16 protein-coding genes, 4 pseudogenes and 1 other annotated feature are annotated in these 21,532 nt (G+C 61.6%); of the genes and pseudogenes, 13 read left to right on the top strand and 7 right to left on the bottom strand.

Annotated elements, in window-relative coordinates; genetic code table 11:
- Positions 1–27: 27 nt before the first annotated feature.
- Complete coding sequence (locus C265_RS23225) at positions 28–609, top strand: NAD(P)H-dependent oxidoreductase (RefSeq protein WP_010811218.1); 582 nt, start codon at positions 28–30, stop codon at positions 607–609.
- 315 nt (positions 610–924) lie between these two features.
- Here C265_RS23225 and C265_RS23220 read toward each other — a convergent pair whose 3' ends face one another.
- Entirely contained in the window at positions 925–1,710 is a 786-nt protein-coding gene (locus C265_RS23220; RefSeq protein WP_037025141.1) for an HpcH/HpaI aldolase/citrate lyase family protein, read from the bottom strand.
- A gap of 651 nt (positions 1,711–2,361) precedes the next feature.
- Positions 2,362–3,870, bottom strand: a complete 1,509-nt coding sequence (locus tag C265_RS23215) for an efflux transporter outer membrane subunit (RefSeq protein WP_052181670.1) — start codon at positions 3,868–3,870, stop codon at positions 2,362–2,364.
- Between the two features lie 101 nt (positions 3,871–3,971).
- Between C265_RS23215 and C265_RS23210 the strand changes: the two genes are divergently transcribed.
- From C265_RS23210 to C265_RS23200, 3 genes are all read left to right on the top strand, one after another.
- The gene (locus tag C265_RS23210; protein WP_010811215.1) at positions 3,972–4,589 is read left to right on the top strand and encodes a TetR/AcrR family transcriptional regulator; all 618 of its coding nucleotides are present in this window, start codon (positions 3,972–3,974) and stop codon (positions 4,587–4,589) included.
- Positions 4,590–4,692: 103 nt separating this feature from the next.
- A complete protein-coding gene (locus C265_RS23205) occupies positions 4,693–5,880 on the top strand; it encodes an efflux RND transporter periplasmic adaptor subunit (RefSeq protein ID WP_081645155.1) in 1,188 nt (395 codons plus the stop codon).
- Positions 5,877–9,014 (top strand): efflux RND transporter permease subunit, encoded by a 3,138-nt coding sequence (locus C265_RS23200; RefSeq protein ID WP_010811213.1) that lies wholly within the window; start codon positions 5,877–5,879, stop codon positions 9,012–9,014. The genes C265_RS23205 and C265_RS23200 overlap by 4 nt, the downstream gene beginning before the upstream one ends.
- A gap of 179 nt (positions 9,015–9,193) precedes the next feature.
- On the opposite strand, the gene C265_RS23195 is transcribed toward C265_RS23200, so the two are convergent.
- Both C265_RS23195 and C265_RS31810 read right to left on the bottom strand, forming a co-directional pair.
- The gene (locus C265_RS23195; protein ID WP_081645154.1) at positions 9,194–9,823 is read right to left on the bottom strand and encodes a TetR/AcrR family transcriptional regulator; all 630 of its coding nucleotides are present in this window, start codon (positions 9,821–9,823) and stop codon (positions 9,194–9,196) included.
- A gap of 232 nt (positions 9,824–10,055) precedes the next feature.
- Positions 10,056–10,493: a tautomerase family protein gene (locus tag C265_RS31810; protein WP_010811211.1), complete on the bottom strand. Its 438-nt coding sequence runs from the start codon at positions 10,491–10,493 to the stop codon at positions 10,056–10,058.
- A gap of 460 nt (positions 10,494–10,953) precedes the next feature.
- Between C265_RS31810 and C265_RS23190 the strand changes: the two genes are divergently transcribed.
- The 7 genes from C265_RS23190 (at position 10,954) to C265_RS32680 (ending at position 17,477) form a co-directional block, all read left to right on the top strand.
- Entirely contained in the window at positions 10,954–12,363 is a 1,410-nt protein-coding gene (locus C265_RS23190) for an amidase (protein WP_010811210.1), read from the top strand.
- A gap of 260 nt (positions 12,364–12,623) precedes the next feature.
- The gene (locus C265_RS33240; protein WP_371258375.1) at positions 12,624–12,749 is read left to right on the top strand and encodes a tautomerase family protein; all 126 of its coding nucleotides are present in this window, start codon (positions 12,624–12,626) and stop codon (positions 12,747–12,749) included.
- Positions 12,750–12,865: 116 nt separating this feature from the next.
- The gene (locus C265_RS23185) at positions 12,866–14,293 is read left to right on the top strand and encodes an amidase (protein ID WP_010811209.1); all 1,428 of its coding nucleotides are present in this window, start codon (positions 12,866–12,868) and stop codon (positions 14,291–14,293) included.
- Between the two features lie 98 nt (positions 14,294–14,391).
- The gene (locus C265_RS23180; RefSeq protein ID WP_010811208.1) at positions 14,392–15,366 is read left to right on the top strand and encodes a quinone oxidoreductase; all 975 of its coding nucleotides are present in this window, start codon (positions 14,392–14,394) and stop codon (positions 15,364–15,366) included.
- A 409-nt stretch (positions 15,367–15,775) separates the two neighbouring features.
- Positions 15,776–16,426 (top strand): glutathione S-transferase, encoded by a 651-nt coding sequence (locus tag C265_RS23175; protein WP_052181669.1) that lies wholly within the window; start codon positions 15,776–15,778, stop codon positions 16,424–16,426.
- Positions 16,427–16,539: 113 nt separating this feature from the next.
- Positions 16,540–17,088, top strand: a complete 549-nt coding sequence (locus tag C265_RS32685) for a nucleoside recognition domain-containing protein (RefSeq protein ID WP_210401230.1) — start codon at positions 16,540–16,542, stop codon at positions 17,086–17,088.
- Entirely contained in the window at positions 17,085–17,477 is a 393-nt protein-coding gene (locus tag C265_RS32680) for a hypothetical protein (RefSeq protein WP_210401229.1), read from the top strand. Before C265_RS32685 ends, C265_RS32680 begins: the two co-directional genes overlap by 4 nt.
- Before the next feature lie 369 nt (positions 17,478–17,846).
- Here C265_RS32680 and C265_RS32085 read toward each other — a convergent pair.
- Together C265_RS32085 and C265_RS31795 are read right to left on the bottom strand one after the other, a co-directional pair.
- Positions 17,847–18,125 (bottom strand): annotated as a pseudogene (locus tag C265_RS32085) (transposase); the annotation flags it as partial.
- A gap of 265 nt (positions 18,126–18,390) precedes the next feature.
- Positions 18,391–19,333, bottom strand: a pseudogene (locus C265_RS31795) (AraC family transcriptional regulator N-terminal domain-containing protein).
- 171 nt (positions 19,334–19,504) lie between these two features.
- Here C265_RS31795 and C265_RS23165 point away from each other — a divergent pair.
- The gene (locus tag C265_RS23165) at positions 19,505–20,152 is read left to right on the top strand and encodes an SDR family NAD(P)-dependent oxidoreductase (RefSeq protein WP_010811205.1); all 648 of its coding nucleotides are present in this window, start codon (positions 19,505–19,507) and stop codon (positions 20,150–20,152) included.
- An 81-nt stretch (positions 20,153–20,233) separates the two neighbouring features.
- Positions 20,234–20,464 (top strand): annotated as a pseudogene (locus C265_RS23160) (IS5/IS1182 family transposase); the annotation flags it as partial.
- A gap of 40 nt (positions 20,465–20,504) precedes the next feature.
- On the opposite strand, the pseudogene C265_RS23155 reads toward C265_RS23160, so the two are convergent.
- A pseudogene (locus C265_RS23155) lies at positions 20,505–21,532 on the bottom strand (IS3 family transposase); the annotation flags it as partial.
- Positions 21,336–21,452 (bottom strand) — a sequence feature (AL1L pseudoknot). It overlaps the preceding pseudogene by 117 nt.

Genomic DNA, 21,532 nt, shown 5'->3' with positions numbered 1-21,532 from the left:
GGCCTTCCGAACAGCTCCGCCCGCAACATGTCCAAGCGCATCGTGATCATCCAGGGGCATCCAGACCCATCGGGCCAGCGCTTGCTGCATGCGCTGGCGGACGCCTACGCTCAAGGCGCGACCACGGCAGGACACGGCGTACGGCGCATCGAGGTGGCGAAGCTCGACTTCCCGCTGCTTCGCACGCAGGCTGAGTTCGAGACTGGCACACTGCCTCCTGCATTGGAGCAGCCAAGGGAGGACATGCGCTGGGCGGAGCATTGGGTTTTCCTGTTTCCGCTATGGCACGGAACCATGCCGGCGCTATTCAAGGGTTTTCTCGAACACATCTTTCGGCCCGGATTTGCCATGGATTACAAGGAGAAAGGGTTCCCCAGACGACTGCTCGCCGGCCGCTCGGCACGCATCATCGTGACCATGGGAATGCCGGCGCTGCTGTATCGCTGGTACTTTGGCGCATACGGAGTCCGCGGCTTCGAGCGCAGTATGCTGAGTTTCGCCGGGATCAAGCCGATCCGCGAGAACCTGTATGGGCTTACCTTTGCCAACGAGAGGACACGTACCCGGTGGCTGGAAAACATGCGTGCACATGGTGCGCACGGGAACTGACCGGAACTCGGCAGACACATGCGCGCTCCTGGGCGGTTGCCGTCGTTGTGGTGGCTCCCTGCCACCGTCCGTTCATCGGCCAAACCGGCCCTTCGCCTTCGGGAGTCTGAATGGCTCAGAAGGGTCGGTGGCCTAAACCGCTCGCGCGGTAACCCTCCGGCCATCAAGAGACGGTCGCCGACCGAAGCCTAAGGGCTGTTGTGCGGCCATCACGGTCACTGATAACCCACGGCTGAGATGCCGAGTATGGCGGCTTCGCGAAGCGATGGGCGAGGACTCGCCGCTTAGGGAGGATTTGTTGATTGTGACGAACTTCTACCGACTGATGCCGTCAACGACTGATGCTAGCCCCCTTTGGAGCAGGGACCAGTCCATACCGATGACGACCGCGCGGTAGCCGCGTGCGATCATGGCATTTGCCAGGTCGGTAGTCGGCGCGACGCCGCCGAGCAAAACCCGGCTCTTTAGAATTGGGGTCTCAAGTTGTGCGATTACCGCTTGCACCTCGGGGAGATCCGTCCGGCCCCGGTATCCCATGCTGGTGGCAAGGTCCCCGGGACCGATGAAAACAAGGTCAAGTCCGGGCGTTGCGACAATGTCTTCAATATTGCCAATGGCATCGACGTGTTCAATCGTGCCAATGGCAAGCACCTCGCCATCTGCGCAATCCAGATATTCGCGCATGGTTAGACCCCATCGCGGCGGGGCATAGAACGGGCCCCAGAAGCGATCTCCTTCGGGCGGGTAGCGGACAGCCCGCACTGCCGCCTCTGCAGCGGCCCGGGTCGTCGTCATCGGAAAGCAGACTCCCAAAGCGCCGAGGTCAAGAGGGACCTTGGCCTGCCACGCATTGGTTGATGCAACCCGGACCAGCGGCACGAGCGGGGTGCCGGAAGTCGCGCAAATCATCGCGTGAGCAGTGCCGGCATCGATTGCGCCGTGCTCCATGTCGATGAGGACCCAATCGAGACCGGCATGAGCCATGATCTGGATGGTCTGAACCGAAGGTATGGTCGCGATGGCGCCAAGCGTTGCTTGGCCATTTCGCCACATCGATTTCAGCCGGTTGATTCCTTTGGCGGCAGGGACGGTAGTTGTCATGATGGCTCCTGGGCACGGGCGCCATCGTAGTCTATGCATCTCGTGCCGGCCTTGCCAAGGAGACCTGTTGGGTCAAAAGCTGATATAGAGGAAAGCTGCAGTTTCCGCGAAAGGGTGGCGTCGGATATGGGCCCGCAGATTCTGCCGTTCAGCGCGTTGCCTCGAACGCCTCTTTGGGGTCGCCTTCTGTCCTATGTGGATCGGTGCAGGACGAGCACTCGGCTGTGTTCAGCGTCGGGCCGTAGTCGGCCAATTTGAGTCAGTCATCCCAACATTTTGGGTGACCGCGTCGGCCGATTCACGGCCCTTCGCGAATTACCAAGCTTCGGCCGGTGTCGGGCCATGATGTGACATTCGTCCACGCCAGCGCGTCGAACGTCCAAGCGTCGCTTCTCGCTTCCAGGCGGCCGTAGTGGGTGCGGCGAGTCAACCCGGTTCCTGAACCGGCACGCCCGTCAACTGTTGAGTCGCACGCCCGCTACAGACCACCCACAGTCGGCAGGAATGATGGCGCCGGTAACATAGGCTGCAGCCTCGAAGGCCGGAAACAAGCGTTTGCCTGATAAAGATAGTGAACCTCGGACGAGACAGTATGGCGCGAGTCATGTCATGCCGTGCCCTCAACACACGCGCAGGCCGGTCGCAGCCCGCCTACAGCACCGTACCCCCCGGCGCCGGCGGCACCGCAGCCGCCTGCCACCCCCCGCCCAAGGCCTTGAATGCCGCGATGGCCGCGCGGGCTGACTGCGCTTCGGCCTGCGCCTTCGCATCGGATGTCTTCAGCAGGTTCTCGTCGGCGAGCAGCACCTCGATCAGGCGGACAACGCCCTTCTCGTAGGCCGCGAACGACGAATTCCGCGCCTGCCGGAGCGCCTGTTCCCCACGTTCAAGGGCATTGGTCTGTTCCTCGCGCTTGACCAGCGCCGTGAAGGCATTCTCGACATCCTCCGACGCATGCAGCACGGCCAGTCGATAGCCCGCCAGCGCCTCGGCCTCCTGCCCCTTCGCTTGGTCGATCTGCGCCCCGATGCGCCCGAAGTCGAACAGTCGCCAGCGCAGCCCGGCCACGCCGGCAGCCTGGTTGGCACTGGCCGAGAACAGGTTGCCGCTGGCCACGGTCGTCGCGCTGCCCAGCAGCCCGCTGAGCGAGACCTTCGGGTAGTACTCGGCGATGGCCGCGCCGATGCGGGCATTCGACGCCGCCAGCCGGCGTTCCGCCACGATCAGGTCGGGGCGCCGCCGCAGCAAGTCGGCGGGCGTGCCGGTGGCTTCGATCCGCGGCGCGGCCGGGATCACCTTGATGTCGGCGAGTTCGGCGCGGTAGGTGCCCGGCTGGCTGCCGAGCAGCACGTCCATCGCGTTCAGCGCGGCGTCGAGTCCGGCTTCGAGTTCCGGAATGGTGGCCTCCACCTGCGCGAGGGCACCTTCCGCCTGCTGCACCTCCAGCGCGGCGGCCAGTCCCTTGGCGTAGAGCAGCCTGACGGTCGAGACCAGCTTCTGCTGCGTATCCACCTGCTGCCGCGCGATCGACAGCCGGGCCTGCAGGCCACGGATGGTCACGTAGGTGTCGGCGGCCTGTGCCGCCACCTCCACGCGGGTGGCAGCCAGCCCGGCCTCCGACGCCTGATACTCCGCCTGCGACGCCTCGCGCTCCCGCCGCAGGCCGCCGAAGATGTCGATCTCCCAACTTGCGGTGAGGTCGGCCTCGTACAGGCTGCCATGCCGGTCGAAGTTTGGCGTTGCATTCAGCACCCGGCCCAGCGGCGTCTCCAGGGACTGGTACTGCTTCGCGGCCTGGGCGCTGACGGCGCCCGAGGGCAGTAGCGCGGCCGTGGCGAAGCGCAGTCCGGCCCCGGCCTGCGTGACCCGGGCGGAGGCGACCGCCAGGTTGAGGTTCTGGTCGAGCGCCAGCCGCACGAAGCGCGTCAGTTGGGGGTCGCCAAACCCTTCCCACCAGACTTCGAGATCCGCCCGGGTGGCGGCCCGGCGCTGCTCCACGTCGCGTTGCCCGAGGAAGCGGTCGGCGGTGGGCACCTCGGGCTTGCGGTAGTCGGGGCCGACGGCACAGCCGGCGAGCGCCGCCAGAGCAGTCACGGCGGCAACGAGGCCGGACAGGTGAGTGAGCGATCGGGAACGGGAAGGGAGGCGTCGGGAATGCATGGGCTGCCGGAATAACATGGTCGAACTTTTTTCGTGACTTGTGACCATAATACAAACTGGTCACTCTTTGTCAATGACGATTCAACGTGTAAGCTCACGACATGACCGATACCCAACCCACCACTCCCCAGCCGCGCGGTCCCGTGGACCACGGCGTGCGCAACCAAATCGTGGAGGCGGCCACCGAGCACTTCAGCCTCTACGGATATGAAAAGACCACGGTGTCCGACCTGGCCAAGGCCATCGGATTCTCGAAGGCCTACGTCTACAAGTTCTTCGACTCTAAGCAGGCAATCGGCGAGGTCATCTGCTGCAACTGCCTCAACCAGATGCGGCAGGCCGTGGACGAGGCGGTGGCCGGCGCCGACTCGGCCTCCGAGCGGCTGCGACGCCTCTTCGGCACGCTGGCGGAGGCTGGCAGCCGGCTTTTCTTCCAGGACCGCAAGCTGTACGCCATTGCCGTGGTGGCCTGCGAGGAACAGTGGGCTTCGGCCCGCGCCTACGATGCCCATATGCAGCAACTGATCCTGCAGATCGTGCGCGAGGGGCGCGAGTCGGGTGAGTTCGAGCGCAAGACGCCGCTCGACGAAACGGCTCACGCCATCTACCTCGTGATGAAGCCCTACCTCGACCCGCTACAGCTCCAGCACAACCTTGACTTCGTCGAAGTGGCGCCGGCGCAGCTCAGCAGCCTGATCCTGCGCAGCCTGGCACCCTGATCCCTCCGAGTGTGCGCAGGTCCTCGGGCGCGAAAATGAGGGTGACCATTGACTAAGTTAGTCACTGTTACTACAGTGAAGGCCATCTGTATGGAGGGCCCTCATGCTTCAGCGCCGATTTTCCGCATCCACCGTCACCCACGCCGCCACCAGTGCTCCTGCCTTCGCGGCCATGTGCCTCCTACCGCTCGCACTTGCGGCATGTAGCGGCAAGCCACAGCCCGATCCCCGCGTGCAAGCGCCACTGGTGAGGGTGGAAAATGTGCAGGACGCGTCAGCCGCCCGGCGCGCCTTCACCGGCATCGTCGCCGCACGGGTGCAGAGCGACCTGGGCTTCCGCGTGTCGGGCAAGGTGCTGGAGCGCCTGGTCGACACTGGCCAATCCGTGAAGCGCGGCCAGCCGCTAATGCGGCTCGACCCCGTCGACCTGAAGCTGGCAGCACGCGCGCGGCAGGAAGCCGTGGCCGCCGCCAAGGCGCGCGCCACGCAACTGGCGGCTGACGAGGAGCGCTACCGCGACCTCGTGGCGGCCGGGGCGGTATCGGCATCTGCCTATGACCAGATCAAGGCCTCCGCCGATTCGGCGCGGGCGCAGCTCAGGGCGGAAGAGGCACAGGCCGACGTGGCGCGCAACGCGTCCGACTACGCCGTGCTACTGGCCGATGCCGACGGCGTCGTGGTCGAGACCCTCGCCGAACCCGGGCAGGTCGTGAATGCCGGCCAGGTGGTGGCGCGGCTGGCCCGCGCCGGACAACGCGAGGCCATCATCCACCTGCCCGAAACCCTGCGCCCGCCGGTAGGCTCCACAGCCCGCGCGACACTCTACGGCAAGGACGGCATGGCAGTCACCGCGACCCTGCGGCAACTTTCCGACGCCGCCGACCGCCAGACCCGCACCTATGAGGCGCGCTACGTGCTTGGCGGCGCACTGACCGATGCGCCGCTCGGCGCCACCGTCACGCTGCAGGTGGCCGATCCACAGGAAGCGTCGCAATCCGGCCTGCAGGTTCCCATCGGCGCGCTCCACGATCCGGGCAAGGGCCCCGGCGTCTGGGTGCTCACCGGCACCCCGGCGCACGTGACGTGGCGGCCGGTCACCGTGCGCGCCATCAGCGACGATGCCGCGAGGGTCGAGGGCCAGATCCAGCCCGGCGACCGCGTGGTGGCGCTGGGGGCGCACCTGCTGAACGAAGGGCAGCAGGTCAGGTTGGCGTCGGAGGTGAAGGTGGCCGAAGCCGCCACCGACGGTAAAGGCCGCAACCCCGTCAACGGCGTGCGGGAGCAGCAATGAGTGGCTTCAATCTCTCGGCACTCGCCGTGCGCGAGCGTGCCGTCACCCTCTTCCTGATCATCCTCATCTCGGTCGCCGGCTTCGTCGCCTTCTTCCAACTCGGCCGCGCGGAGGACCCGCCATTCACCGTCAAGTCGATGATCTTCATCACGGCATGGCCCGGCGCGACGGCGCAGGAAATGCAGGACCAGGTCGCTGAAAAGCTGGAAAAGCGCATGCAGGAACTGCGCTACTACGACCGCACGGAAACCTACACGCGGCCCGGACTGGCGTTCACCACCGTCACGCTGCTCGACAGCACGCCGCCAAAGGAAGTCCCCGAGGAGTTCTACCAGGCCCGCAAGAAGCTCGGCGACGAGGCGCGTTCCCTGCCGGCCGGCGTCATCGGCCCGCTCATCAACGACGAATACTCCGACGTGACCTTCGGCCTCTTCGCGCTGAAGGCCAGGGGCGAGCCGCAGCGGCTGCTGGTACGCGAGGCGGAGACCATCCGCCAGCGCCTCCTGCATGTGGCCGGCGTGAAGAAGGTCAACATCATCGGCGAGCAGGCGGAGCGCATCTACTTGTCGTTCTCGCACGACCGGCTGGCCACGCTCGGCGTGACGCCGCAGGACATCTTCGCCGCGCTCAACAGCCAGAATGTGCTCACCCCCGCGGGTTCCATCGACACTGACGGGCCGCAGGTCTTCGTGCGGCTCGACGGCGCGTTCGACAAGCTGCAACGCATCCGCGACACCCCCGTGGTGGCACACGGCCGCACGCTGAAGCTGTCTGACATCGCCACCGTCGAACGCGGCTACCAGGACCCGGCCACCTTCGTCGTGCGCAACAAGGGCGAGCCGGCGCTGCTGCTCGGCATCGTGATGCGCGACGGTTGGAACGGCCTCGACCTCGGCAAGTCGCTCGAAGCGGAAGTAGCGAAGGTCAACGCCGAGCTGCCGCTGGGCATGGAACTGAGCAAGGTCACCGACCAGGCCGTCAACATCAAGTCGGCCGTCGAGGAGTTTATGGTCAAGTTCTTCGCCGCGCTGATCGTGGTGCTGGTGGTGAGCTTCGTCAGCATGGGCTGGCGGGTGGGTATCGTGGTCGCGGCGGCCGTGCCGCTGACGCTGGCCGCCGTCTTCGTGGTCATGGCCGCGACCGGAAAGAGCTTCGACCGCATCACGCTGGGCTCCCTGATATTGGCCCTCGGACTGCTGGTGGACGACGCCATCATCGCCATCGAAATGATGGTGGTGAAGATGGAGGAAGGGTATGGACGGATCGCGGCGTCGGCCTATGCCTGGAGCCATACAGCCGCGCCGATGCTGTCTGGCACGCTCGTCACCGCCGTGGGCTTCATGCCGAACGGCTTTGCAAAGTCTTCCGCAGGCGAGTACACCGGCAACCAGTTCTGGATCGTGGGGATCGCGTTGATCGCGTCGTGGATCGTCGCGGTCGTTTTCACGCCCTATCTCGGCGTGAAGCTGCTGCCCGAGATGACGAAGGTGGAAGGCGGCCATGGCGCCATCTACGCCACGCCGAACTACCAGCGCTTTCGTGGGCTGCTGGGGCGGGTCATCGGGCGGAAATGGCTCGTGGCGGCAATCGTCGTCGGACTGTTCGCCACGAGCGTGGTCGGCATGGGCGCCGTGCGCAAGCAGTTCTTCCCGACCTCTGACCGTCCCGAGGTGCTGGTGGAGGTGCAGATGCCCTATGGCACGTCCATCGAACAGACCAGCGCCGCGGCGGAGAAGGTGGAAGCGTGGCTCGACAAACAGCCAGAAGCGAAGATCGTGACGTCCTATATCGGCCAGGGGGCTCCGCGCTTCTACCTGGCGATGTCGCCGGAACTACCCGACCCGTCCTTCGCCAAGATCGTGGTGCGCACCGACAACCAGGAAGAACGCGACGTGCTCAAGGGCCGGCTCCGCCAGGCCATCGCCGAAGGCCTTTCGCCGGGCGCGCGGGTGCGCGTGACGCAACTGGTGTTCGGGCCCTACTCGCCCTTCCCGGTCGCGTTCCGCGTCATGGGCCCGGACCCCGACAAGCTGCGCGCCATCGCGGAGCAGGTAGAGGGCGTGATGGACGCCAGCCCGCTGATGCGCACCGTCAACACCGACTGGGGCCCGCGGGTGCCGGGGCTGCACTTTACGCTCCAGCAGGACCGGCTGCAGGCGGTCGGCCTGACCTCCCACGACGTGGCGCAGCAGCTTGAATTTCTGCTGACCGGCGTGCCGGTGACCGAGGTGCGCGAGGACATCCGCTCGGTGCAGGTGGTGGCGCGCGCCGCGGGCGACATCCGCCTCGACCCGGAGCGCATCGCCGGCTTCACGCTGATCGGCGCCAACGGCGGGCGCGTTCCCCTCTCGCAGGTCGGCACGGTGGACGTGCGCATGGAAGATCCCATCCTGCGCCGACGCGACCGCACGCCGACCATCACCGTGCGGGGCGACATTGCCGACAACCAGCAGCCGCCCGACGTATCGAAGGCCATCCTGGCGCAACTGCAGCCGGTCATCCAGAAGCTGCCCTCCGGCTACCGCATCGAGATGGCCGGTTCCATCGAGGAATCGGGCAAGGCGAACAAGGCGCTGGCGCCGCTGTTCCCCATCATGCTGGCGATCACGCTGCTGATCATCATGTTTCAGGTGCGGTCGATGGCGGGCATGGTCATGGTCATCCTGACGAGTCCGCTCGGCCTGATCGGCGTGGTCCCGACGCTACTGCTCTTCCACCAGCCGTTCGGCATCAATGCGCTCGTGGGGCTGGTGGCGCTGTCCGGCATCTTGATGCGGAACACGCTGATCCTGATCGGGCAAATCCAGGGCAACCTGAAGGAGGGACTGTCGCCGTACGACGCGGTGGTGGAAGCTACCGTGCAACGGGCCCGGCCGGTGCTACTGACGGCCGTGGCGGCCATCCTCGCCTTCATCCCGCTCACGCACTCGGTGTTCTGGGGCACGCTGGCCTATACGCTGATCGGGGGGACGCTCGCCGGCACGCTGTTGACGCTGGTGTTCCTGCCGGCGATGTATGCGATCTGGTTCCGGATCCGGCCGCCGGCGCAGGTGGCGGTGCACGACCGAAATGCCGCGCTTCCGCGATCGCAAAAAAAGCTTCGAGTTGTTGACGATCAAAATTCATGTCGATGAAAGATCAACGCCACAAGGTCACGCTTAAGACGCTACTCTGTAAATCGAAACAATATTCTCCGCCATCACCTCGAGGGACGATTAACACGCGATTCGATCTGCAGAATCGCGCCAGGCGCACCACGGCTACGGAATAGAGCACCACAAACCCTCATCCCAATGAGTGATTTGCCTCCCATTCATGCCGGCAAAAGGCCCGTCGCTCGATAAGTCGCGATCATCGTGTCAAAAAGCTTGATATCAGAACGGCTACGGGCCATAAGCTGAGCACCCGCGACAGCAGCATAAATAGCGAGCGCTCGCCGTTTAGCCTCTTTTGAGTTGCCGACTACGCCTGCCGCTAATAAGACCTTTCCGAGCCAAGCAACATTGACGTCAGCGAAGATCTGGACCTCCGTCTTAACGACGTCCGGGAGATCGTCATACTCTGCCGCCATAAAGCTGGACAAACACATACGGTTGTCATTCTCAAGTGACCTGCGAAACGTTTCTGGGTATTTACGCAGGCAAATGAGAGGATCTTGCACATCGGTCAGCAGCGCTTCCAGCGTCGATGCCGAATCTTCCCAGTACCGCTTGGCGACCGCGGCGGCCAGGTCTGCCTTGCTCGGGAAATGATAATAAAGGCTTGCTGCCTTGATACCCACCTCCTCCGCCAGGTCACGGACATTCAATCCACCATAGCCGTGCGCCTGCGCGATTTTGGTCGCTGCAGCCAAGATCTTGTCGCTGGAATTTGTGCTTACCTGGCTCTTCACGGCTTTCGCCCTCGACGAAAAGTGTTGACTGTGCCGTATTGTAGCCCACATCTGACGATCTAACAAACGTTAGTCAGTTTTCTGTACGCAGGCCTTAGTCTCGAAAGACTCACGTCGAGTGCCAAGGCTGCAACCTGCTGAACAGGCTGTGGGGCGGACGGTCTGCTCGCTTCCCCAGGGCAGGATCGCGACCGAGAAGAGCATCACACAGCGGACTGCAATACCCATGGCGTCTACAGGGAAAGATCAGGACAGGAAATCAGCTCAACACCGTGCCCGGCAATCAGGTCAGCGAGCGCAAGCGTTCTTGAAGTTCAACGGAGAGCGCGGCAAACCAGGTGTCTTCCTCTCCGGGAGGTGGAAGAATGCGACCAAACTCCAGCACGCTCGGACCCGGAATGTCGGAAATATAGACCCAAACGCTTTCCTTGGAGGTTCCCGCAATTTCGGAAACCTCGTCAGCAATGCGCATTAGCAATTGGTCTTTTTGCTCTTGGGTTCGCCCTGATCGAATATCTGCACGGATCCAGATCTGGTCAACCGATGCCTCGGTCCCACCGATGAAATGGGATTGGGCCCCTAGTTCATTGAAGATAACCTGCACGAAGTAGCGCGGAGCGCGACCCACTTCATGATGTATCTCCGTTACAGACTTTGCGATTTGCGCGCGTTGTTCGGAGGAAAGTCGTCCGGTTTTAGTCCAGCAAACATAGGTTGGCATGTCGCCCTCCTTTCGTGGAACAGGCTAACTAACATATGGTAGCTACTAATCGGCTGGTCTGCTAGACATCCTAGGATTGTCCACACGCCCGGTTCGACGAGAAGCCGCACTCCGCTTCAAGCGACGGATTGCCGGCTTCAGCGCCATTCTCAAGTAACTGGTCAAGCACGTCGCTCACGTTGCCACAGATCTACGACGTACAACCCGGAGAACCCTGAGCATTAACTAAGGTGCGGCGCCCAGTATCGACACGTATGTGAATGCCTGAGCGGCCTTTGTCGTAGCCGCCCCAATTCCGTTGCACGACCTTTCAGCTAGCTCGCTCTTCACGTCTTTTGCCCTCCACGAAAAAGTTGTTGACGAGATGCACGACAACGTCTATCTTTTTATCTAACAAACGTTAGGTAGCCACAAAGCCTGACTTTTTGCATCGTCTGTCAACTTCCACAAAAGGCAAGCCATGAACTCGGAACTCGTTTATCAGGATGCGACCAAGCTGGCCGAGCTGATTCGCACCAAAGAAGTCTCTCCGGTAGAAGTCGTGCAAGCGCATCTCGACCGGATATCTGCCGTGAACTCCAAGATCAATGCGATCGTTACGGTGGCCGATGACGCGCTCAAGGCGGCGAAGGTGGCGGAGGCCGCGGTCCTGTCGGGTGAAACACTCGGCCCGCTCCACGGGGTACCCTTCACGGCGAAGGATTCGATCGACACCGCAGGCGTACTGACGCAACGCGGCTCACCGATATTCAAGGGCCGCCGCCCCCATACCGATGCGACCAGCGTTGCTCGCATGAAACAGGCCGGTGGCATCCTGCTCGCGAAGACGAACCTCCCGGAGTTTTCCTACTGGATCGAAAGCGACAACCTGCTCACCGGTGCGACGAACAACCCTTGGGATCTGACCCGCACGTCCGGCGGCTCGAGCGGTGGCGAATCGGCGGCCATTGCAGCGGGCATGTCGCCGATCGGTCTCGGTACTGATCTCGCCATCTCGGTGCGTGGCCCAGCCGCACAAACCGGCATCACCTCGATGAAAGCCACCCACGGCCGCGTGCCCATGACCGGCATCTGGCCTCGCGCGCCGCGCCGCTTCTGGCATGTCGGCCCCATGGCCCGTTCGGTGCGCGACATCGCGCTCGCCTTCTCTCAACTCGCCGGCCCCGATGGCCTGGACGCCTTTGCCTCCAGCACTGTCCCGTTCGACGCCGGCATTGGCCGTCAACCGTATCGTCAACTACGTGTGGGCTGGATGGTCGGCCCTGGCTTCGGGCCGGTCGATCCCGAAGTCACGGCGACGGTGCGGGCAGCAGCAGAAGCGCTGAAGGACATCGGCGTCTTCGTCGAGCCGGTGGGCATTCCCGCGCTCGAGCGTGATTTCGCGCTCGACGTGTTCAACAAGCTGCACGTCATGGAAATGAAGCCGGCCTTCGCCGAAGCCACCGCTGGCCGGCGTCAGGACGAACTCTTCAAAATGGCAAAGACCATGCTCTCCCTGCCCGACACCTCGATGAAGGACTACATCGAGGCCGAGCAGGCAGCCGAGCGCATCCGCGACGGCTATGCCGACTACTTCGCGCGATACGACGCGCTGATCACTCACGTCCTGCCGATTCCGGCCCACAAGCACGGTGTCGAGGAATTCGTCATCGACGGCCAAAAAGTAGATGCCACCTATCTTCAAGGTGCGACGGTACCGCTCAACGTCGCCGGCTTGCCGGGCGTCTCGATGCGTTTCGGCACGAGCAAGGAGGGTCTGCCGATCAACGTACAGATCGTCGGCAAGTGGCAAGCAGAGTCGACCATTCTCCACGTTGCCTCGCTGCTCGAGGCCGTGAGCCCGGTACGCGGTATTCGCCCGACACTCTGACTTCAGCAGCGTCCGGAAACCACGAGCTTCTGGACGCAATACTTTTCAACAGGAGCATGAAATGTCCGTCTTCAATGTGCACGTCCCCGCAGGCAGATATTCGCGAGAGCACAGAAAGAAGATCGCCGATTCGCTGGCTCAGTCCCTTGCGGATAGCTTCGGCCTGCCCGTAGAAGACTAGTTCGTCACTCTGATCGAGCGCGAGGACAGCTGGATGTTCATTCACCCGACGTACATGGACATCAAACGATCAGCAAACTATCGCCCAGCTACTGCATGAAAACGTCGGAATCGATCCGGACGAAGTGTTCATTTCACTCGTGCCCATTCCGCCGGAAAACTTCTCCTTCGGTCGAGGGTTCAGTCCCTTCGACAAAGGTGACTAACAAGAACCTCACTTGCCGCTGTTATATACCACTTCAGCGAAAGACAACTCCGACTTGACCTACAGGCCGACGCTACCGAATCAGCTTTATTCAACAATGGTCATCAGGAGAAACCCATGACCACCGATCTTACCTATGCCGACGCAACCAAGCTGGCCGAGCTGATTCGCACCAGGAAGGTTTCCCCGGTCGAAGTCATGCAAGCGCATCTGGACCGCATCGAAGCCCTCAATCCCAGTCTGAACGCAATCGTCACCGTCGCGGACGATGCGTTGAAAGCAGCGAAAGCAGCGGAAGCCGCCGTGATGGCACGGCAAAAACTTGCTCCGTTACACGGTGTTCCCTTCACCGCCAAGGATTCGATCGATACAGCCGGTGTGCGAACCCAGCGCGGCTCGCCGATCTTCAAGGGGCGCGTTCCCGACACTGACGCAACAACCGTTGCCCGCATGAAACAGGCCGGCGCAATCCTGCTGGCGAAAACCAATCTTCCGGAATTCTCCTATGCCATCGAGACCGACAACTTGCTGTCGGGACGCGCCAACAACCCGTGGAATCTGGACCGCACGCCGGGCGGGTCGAGCGGCGGCGAATCGGCTGCTATCGCTGCCGGCATGTCACCGATAGGCTTGGGCAGCGACGTTGCCATCTCGCTGCGTGGCCCGGCGGCCCATACCGGCATTGTGGCGCTCAAGGCTACCCACGGTCGCATTCCCATGACGGGTCTCTGGCCGCGCGTCTCGCGCCGCTTCTGGCATGTCGGTCCGATGGCCCGCACCGTGCGAGACATCGCACTCGCCTACTCGCTGCTGGCCGGGCCGGACGGCGCAGATGGTTACTCGACGAGCGCGCTGAAGCTGGACATTGGCGTGAGCGCGAACCCTGGTCAGCCGCTTCGAGTGGGCTGGCTGGTGGATTCGGGCCTCGGTCCGGTGGACAACGACGTCGCCGCGACCGTGCAAGCCGCCGCCGAAGCGTTGAAGGGCCTGGGCATCATCGTCGAGCCTGTACGTATCCCTGTACTCGAACAGGTCGATGCCATCGACGTGTTCTGGAAGCTGCAGGAAATGGAGGCCAAGCCCGACTTCCAAAAGGTGACCGCCGGGCATGAGTCTGACATCTTCAAATATGTCCAACTCGTCTATGACACACCGGACACCTCTATCAGCGATTTCGTGCAAGCAGAACAGCAGGCCGAGGAACTGCGCGATGGCTTCGTCGACTACTTCCAGCGTTACGACGCGCTACTCAGCCCGGTGACACCGGTGCCGGCACACGAGCACGACGCCGCAGAGTTCGTCATCAATGGCCAGACGGTGTCGTCCCTGCACATTCCGCGGGCGACCGTGCCGTTCAACGTGACAGGACTACCGGGGCTGTCAATGCGCTTCGGCACAAGTCGCGACGGACTGCCAATCTCAGTCCAGCTAGTCGCGCCGTGGCTGGCGGAGTCCACCACTCTATACCTGGCTTCGCTACTTGAGAACGTGAGTCCGGTTCGCGACCTTCACCCCGACTTGCCGGGCATGGGCGTACGGCCGTGATCCCCCCAGCGCCTGCGCTTCGGCCTTGCACAGTGCAAGGCCAACATTGCCGACCGTAAAATCGGAATCGGGAAATCAGAGATCAACAGGAGTGAAATGTGGATATCGCGATACGCCTCACCCAACCAGGCGGTCCGGAAGTCCTCCGGGTCGAACCGATCGAGAAGGCACACCCTGGCCCCGGCGAAGCCTGGATTGAACAGGAAGCAATTGGCGTCAACTATCTGGATGTTACCCAGCGCAACGGAACTGTCCCGATTCCGCTCCCGAATGGCCTGGGACTTGAAGCGTCCGGTCTTGTGACTGCTACCGGTGCCGGGGTTACCAATGTCGCTGTAGGTGACCGTGTTGCCTACATCCTGGGGCCGCTAGGTAGCTATGCGAGCGGCCGGCTTTATCCAGCCGACCGCCTCATCCGACTCCCGGACGAGCTAAGTACAGAAGATGCGGCAACGGTGCTATTCAAAGGCATCACCGCCCATTATCTGCTGCACAGCACCTATGCGGTCAGCAGCGGCAGTATCGTGCTGCTCTATGGAGCCGCCGGTGCGCTAGGCCAACTCATGGCACCGTGGGCAAAAGCATTAGGCGCCTTCGTCATCGGCGTAGTATCCAAAAACCTAAGCGTGGCACGTGCGCAGGCCGCCGGCTGTGATGCGGTTCTCGTATGGGGGGACTGCGATCTGCCATCTGAAGTCGCCAAACTCACGAGCGGGCAGAAAGCCGACGTGGTCTACGACGGTATCGGCAAGCCGACCTTCACTGCTTCGCTCGACTCTTTGCGAGCCCGTGGCATGATGGTTTCGTTCGGCGCATCCGGCGGGGTGCCCGACCCCGTCCCAATCGGCACGTTGAATGCCAAGGGGTCTCTGTTTCTCACACGGCCTGGACTCGCGGCGCACGCAACCGATCTGCAAGAATATCGCCGTCGGGCAAATGCTGTGTTTGCTGCAGTGGCCGCTGGCGTAATCAAGGCCGCCCCGTCGAAAGTCTTTCCGCTGGCCGACGCAGCGGCGGCGCATGCGGCGCTCGAAAGCGGCACGGCAGGAGGCGCGGTACTGCTCAAGCCATAAAGGAACTTCGGCTCTACCGGCACTTGCAATCGTTGACTGTCGCCCTGCCTCCGGTCAACGACTACCCGCCGCGGCCAAGCGGGGCGGCGTTCTCGGCTCCGGCTCGTCGAGTCATGCTGTCCCGTACGTTAATGTGGCCTTTTTCATCGATAAGGGCGTACGCAGGCTGACAACTTCATCCTTGCAGGATGGAATCACAGCTCCATCCTGGATCCAACGCTGCTGGATCTCCACCTTCGATACACAATCGCGGATCGCGTTGACACATACGACAGTCTCCACACTTTCTGCACATCGCATTCGCATTCGCATTCGCATTCTAACAATCGTTAGTTAGTTGTTGACGCCCGGAACGTCTATCTTTATCATAAATCTACCTATCGTTAGTTTGACAAAGAAAAAGGAAATGATGAAGATCTATGACTGGTTCGATGGCCCCTATCCGGCCCGCGTTCGCATCGCTATCGCAGAAAAGAACCTGCAGTCCCGGGTGCGCTTCGAATCCGTCAATCTGTGGAAAGGCGAGCACAAGTTGCCGGAGTTTCTCGCCATTAACTACTCGGGCACGCTGCCCGTGCTGGAACTCGAAGACGGTACGCGCATCGCCGAATGTACCGCCATCACCGAATATCTCGACAATCTCGACGGGGCACCCACGCTGATCGGCCGAACAGCCCTCGAAAAGGGCCTCATCCACATGATGAACAAGCGTACCGAGATCGAGTTCCTCGATGCCGTCAGCGTCTATTTTCACCACAGTACGCCGGGGCTTGGCCCGCACGTCGAGCTTTATCAGAATCCCGAGTGGGGCAACCGCATGCGTGACAAGGCGGTGCGCGGCATGCGCTATCTCGACGGCGTACTGCAAAAGCAACCGTATATTGCAGGTGATTTCTTCTCGATGGCCGATATCGCCGTGATCGGCGGGCTGGTCTTCACCAAGATCGTGAAACTCGAGGTTCCCGCCGAACTCGAGGCGCTGCACGCGTGGCACAAGAAGGTTCAGGAGCGTCCGAGCGTACAAAACTGGATGACGATGTCGGGACCTGCACCGGTCTAAATTCCAGTTCACCCGCCAATGACAGAAGCTCCCGGGACGCACCTCCGGGAGCTTCTGTCATTCGGTCACGTACTCACGGAAAACCGCCCGCCCCAATCGAATAGGGATAAAGAATGGAGAATTTGATCGAAATTGTGCTCCACGCAGGTCATGGAGCCGTCGACGTATCACTATATACCCTGCTGCCAATCATGGTCGTAATGATGATCCTGCTACGAACACTCGAAGTATGGGGTGTTCTGGACTGGTTCATCCAGATCTTGGCTCCTGTCGCCCGCCCCTTCGGCCTCACCGGCATGGGGATACTGGCCATGGTGCAGATCAGTTTCGTCAGCTTCGTAGCGCCATTGCCAACCTTGGCGCTCATGGAGGACCGTGGCACCTCCGATCGCCATCTGTCCGCTGCCCTGGCTGCGGTGCTGGCTATGGCGCCGGCCAACGCACTATTTCCGATGGCAGTCGTGGGACTCAAAGTCGGACCGACGCTCGCCCTGTCCGCATTGGGTGGAATCATGGCCGCCTCCAGCACTTACTGGCTGTTTGGCCGCACGCTGTCCACGGCAATGCACGAGACCACAGCTTTCGAGCAAGAAGCCACGAACAAACCGTCTTCGCTCCTGAAAATCATCAACGTGAGCGGAGCCGAGGCCATCCAGAAGTGATCAACATCATCCCGATGCTGCTGGCATCACTGGTCGTCGTCACGGCACTGCAACAGGCGGGAGCCATCCAGTGGCTCGAAACCATACTCACCCCGGTTCTCTCTCATCTCGATATCGACCCTGCGTTCACGTTGCCTAGTTTGACCAAGTATCTCGCAGGCAGCACGGCGTTGGTTGGAGTCGTGCATGATATGGCTGTCCGACATATTCTTCCGGCAGCCGTGACGACTGCAGGAGGCGCGGGGTTCCTGCTCCACCCCCTGGACCTTCCTGGCGTCGCCATCCTTTTGTCTGCCGGGACTCGTATCGGCAAGAACGCCATGCCCGCTATCGCCGGTGCCTGTGTAGGCATCGTGCTACGCACGGTGCTCGGTGCCTGCCTCGGATAAGCGCAATGATCGGGGTTATGCCCTCTATGTTATGCCCTCGTTGGCTGTTCCCCTGTGCTGCGTTCGGCACCCTCTGCTCGCTACGGAACCCGCTTTTCAGATGGGGCTGACTCGCCGAGAATCAGCACCATGTACGCCCGACCTTTGCCGCATGCACCAGCCAGTATTCCTGCCGACATTACCCTGGTCATCCCGACAAGATTTCCAACCTACGAAGCTCATATCGAGCCCCCGACAAACGAGAATAACTTCGTGTTTGTCGGGGGCTCGAATGCCCGTCAGGCGGAAACCGTACTCGATTCGTCTTGATCCGCATAGATCGGTTCGCTTTCATGAATCCGTACCGCCCTTCGGTGGAACGGCTCCCGTCTCCCTCGCGAACCAGGCTGCCGCGCGAGAGAGTATGTCGCGCTCCATCTCCAGTTGACGGACCTTACGACGCAGCCGCGTGAGCTCCTGCCGCTCGGCCGTGGTCAGCCCGTCCTAGCGTACACCAGCATCGCGATCGGCTTGTGCAACCCAGTTGACGATGGTCTGCGCCGTTGGCTCGAACTCACGCGCAAGCTCCTGCGGTGTGCGTCCGGCCCTGACCAGTTCCACCATCTGCGCCCGAAATTCTGCCGGGTACGGCGTACGAGTCTTGCTCATTTCGGCACCTCCTCTTGAAAAAGAATAGGTGTCCGTTCTTGCGGGTCAATCTCAGTCGTGGGATTTGGGGCGGCGACAATGGGGACTCGCTGCGGGATAAATGGAAGGGTGCCACCACTTATCGACGGCTGGCGACCACTGCACTGTTCCTGGATTGCTCTATGCCATCTGGTCACTCCGCGTCGATCAGGGCGAAACACCGTATGTCGGAGCGGACCAGCATTAGAGCCAGAATCGGAGGGCTGGTACCCGAAGTTTCTGGGATTTACTCTCGGTCTGGCAGAAAGTCCTGCCAAACCGATTCAGCCTTGACCCGCAGTATGTTCCGCATCCGGCGCGCTTCTTCCATCGGTGGCTGTCCGAAAAGACGCTTGAATTCCCGACTGAACTGCGATGGACTTTCATAGCCAACGCGGGCGGACGCATCGACTGCCGACAACCCGCTACGGATCATCAACAAGCGAGCCTGATGCAAGCGTGTCGATTTCAAATACTGGATCGGAGTGCTTTGTGTGATAGTCCTGAAATATTTGTGAAACGATGGCAAGCTCATGTTTGCTTCGCGTGCCAGATCTGCAACTTCGAGATGTTCGTGGAATGATGTCTGGATCTTGCGGATGGCTCGCGCAATCTGACCAAAGCGATCCCTCGGCGTCAGTGCTGCACGCAACGCGGGACCTTGTTCGCCGACCAACACTCGATAGTAAATCTCTCGTAACAGGCCAGCACCGAGTGCATGCGCCTCAAGTGGGCGTTCGAGTGCGCGCAAGAGCCGTAACACCGTGTCGGCTAATTCGTCGCCCATCTCCGTCGATACCATGCTGACCGGCATCGCATCGGGCACGGGTAGCGCGCTCTAGTGCGAGCAATAGATCGGCAAGCATCGTCAAATCCAAGCGAATCGAAAGAGCGAGAAGCGGTTCTTTTTTCGTCGCTTCCGTCTGACTGATGAACGGCAGCGGCACGGACAGAACCAGATAATGCTGAGCGTCGTACAGATACGTATGTCTGCCGAGAAATCCTCGCTTCCTCCCCTGGCAGACGATCATGATGCACGGTTCGTAAAGCACTGGCGTATGTGGGAGCGATGCGTTGGCACGCAGCAATCGAACGTCGGCCAGTTCTGTGCGGTTATATCCCTCGTCAGGCGCGAGTCGGAGTACGTGCGCCACCATCTTTTGTTGAAATCTCGCGCGTGATGCAGTCATCGAAATCCCCTTTTTATCAATATACACCCGAACAGTCGAGAAGGCATCAGAAGGTTTTTATAGAAATAGGCAATCTTTGTTTTCTTATAGGTATTCGCAGACTAGTACGGAACTCGTAGCATGCTTGCTGTCGATTGATCGCAAGTCGGCGATTCAATATCAGGAATACGCATGAACGTGGATACCACTTTGGGCCTTGACGGAAAGGTTGCTGTCGTAACAGGTGCTGCCGGCGATATAGGGCGTGCGACCGTCGCGCTATTGCGCGCACATGGGATGCGCGTTGTGGCCGAAGACCTTAATCCCGCGGTGACGGACCTCGCCGAATCGGGTTATGTCGTGCCGCTAATCGGCGACGTCAGCGAAGAGGAAACGGCGCGGGCAGCCGTCGAGTGCTCGTTGCGGGACTTCGGGCAACTGGATGTACTGGTGAACAACGCTGGGCGCACGTTGAACAAGACTGTACTGGATACGTCCGTCGACGAATGGGATGCGATCCTCGCAACGAATGCTCGGGGCAACTTCCTGCATTCACGCGAAGCGCTGCGCGTAATGGCGAAGCAGCGCAGCGGCACGATCGTCAGCGTCGCGTCGATCGTCAGCAGCGTTGGTATGCCTGACCTCGCAGCCTATGCTGCGTCCAAAGGCGCGATCGCCCAGTTGACGAAGGTGCTCGCCGTTGAATATGGAAAGCTCGGTATACGTGTCAACGCAGTTGCACCGGGCGTCGTCGAGACGAATATCTTGGCCGGGATCGTAGAGGACAGCCGCGCAACGCTTGCGAGCTACGGACATCTTCATCCCCTAGCAGGCTGCTGAAGTACCTCGACCCCGAGTCGGCGCATCGACAGGTCGAAACGTTGATCTGAGAACTCAACACGATTCACTCTCCAACATCGCATGCGCGGCGCAGACACCTTCACCGAAAGCTTGTTCACCATGCGGCGGCTGGACGATTTCGTGCCCAAGTCCCATCCACTGCGCCCGATCCGCACCATGGTCAATCAGGTCTTGGCGAAGATGGATCGGCTGTTCGAGGGGATGTATGAGGCCGACATCAAGGGCGGTCGCCCGAGCATCGCGCCGGAGAAGCTGCTGCGAGCGATGTTGCTACAGGTGCTCTACAGCATTCTGAACCGCCCCGGTTTTCGTGGAGGCCCCTTGGCTTGAGTCAGGCCGACATGGCCTGCTGCTCAAGTTGGCAATAGTAGTTGGCCTCGTGCTCGGCCGGCGGCACGTATCCCAGCGGTGCCATCAATCGATGATGGTTGAACCAGGACACCCATTCGAGCGTTGCCAGTTCCACGGACTCCTTGGTCTTCCAAGGTGCGCGGCGATGGACCAACTCAGCCTTGTATAGCCCGTTGATCGTCTCGGCCAGGGCATTGTCGTAGGAGTCGCCCTTGCTGCCCACCGAGGGCTCGATGCCGGCCTCGGCCAAGCGTTCAGTGTAGCGAATGCTGACGTACTGCGGGCCGCGGTCCGAATGGCACACGAGGGCATCCTCACGCCCGAGCTGCCTGGCGTACAGGGCCTGCTCCAGGGCATCGAGCACGAAGTCCGTTCGCATCGAACTGCTCACCCGCCAGCCCACGATGCGCCGGGCGAACACGTCAATCACGAAGGCTACGTACAACCAGCCCTGCCAGGTCGAAACATACGTAAAGTCCGAGACCCAGAGTTGATTCGGCCGCTGCGCGCTGAACTGCCTGTTGACGAGGTCCAGTGGACACAGCGCCTTGGCATCGCTGACCGTGGTGCGCACTACTTTGCCACGCACCACGCCTCGCAGGCCATGGCGGCGCATCAGGCGCTCCACGGTGCAGCGGGCCACCGGGACTTCCTCGCGCTGGAGCTGACGCCAGACCTTGTCGGCGCCGTAGACCTGCATGTTGGCTTGCCAAACGCGTTCGATGTGGGGCACCAGCGCCGCATCACGCTTCGCCCGTGCGCTCAACAATGCCGGATCGCGCTTGCTGGCCGCGTAGCGGCGATAGCCCGACGGGGCGACCTGCAGCACCCTGCAGATCGGCTCGACCCCGAGGGTGCCTCGGTACTCGTCGATGAAGTCCCTCAAGACTTGAATCGGCGGTCGAGCTCCGCCTGGGCGAAAAACGCACTGGCCAGCTTCAGGATCTCGTTGGCCTTGCGCAGTTCGCGAACCTCGCGCTCCAAATCCTTGATGCGTTGGGCTTCTGC

The sequence above is a fragment of the Cupriavidus sp. GA3-3 genome, from assembly GCF_000389805.1.
Classification (GTDB): domain Bacteria; phylum Pseudomonadota; class Gammaproteobacteria; order Burkholderiales; family Burkholderiaceae; genus Cupriavidus; species Cupriavidus necator_D.
The sequence above is the reverse complement of the archived record's forward strand: the minus strand, read 5'-3'. Positions and strand labels throughout refer to the sequence as shown.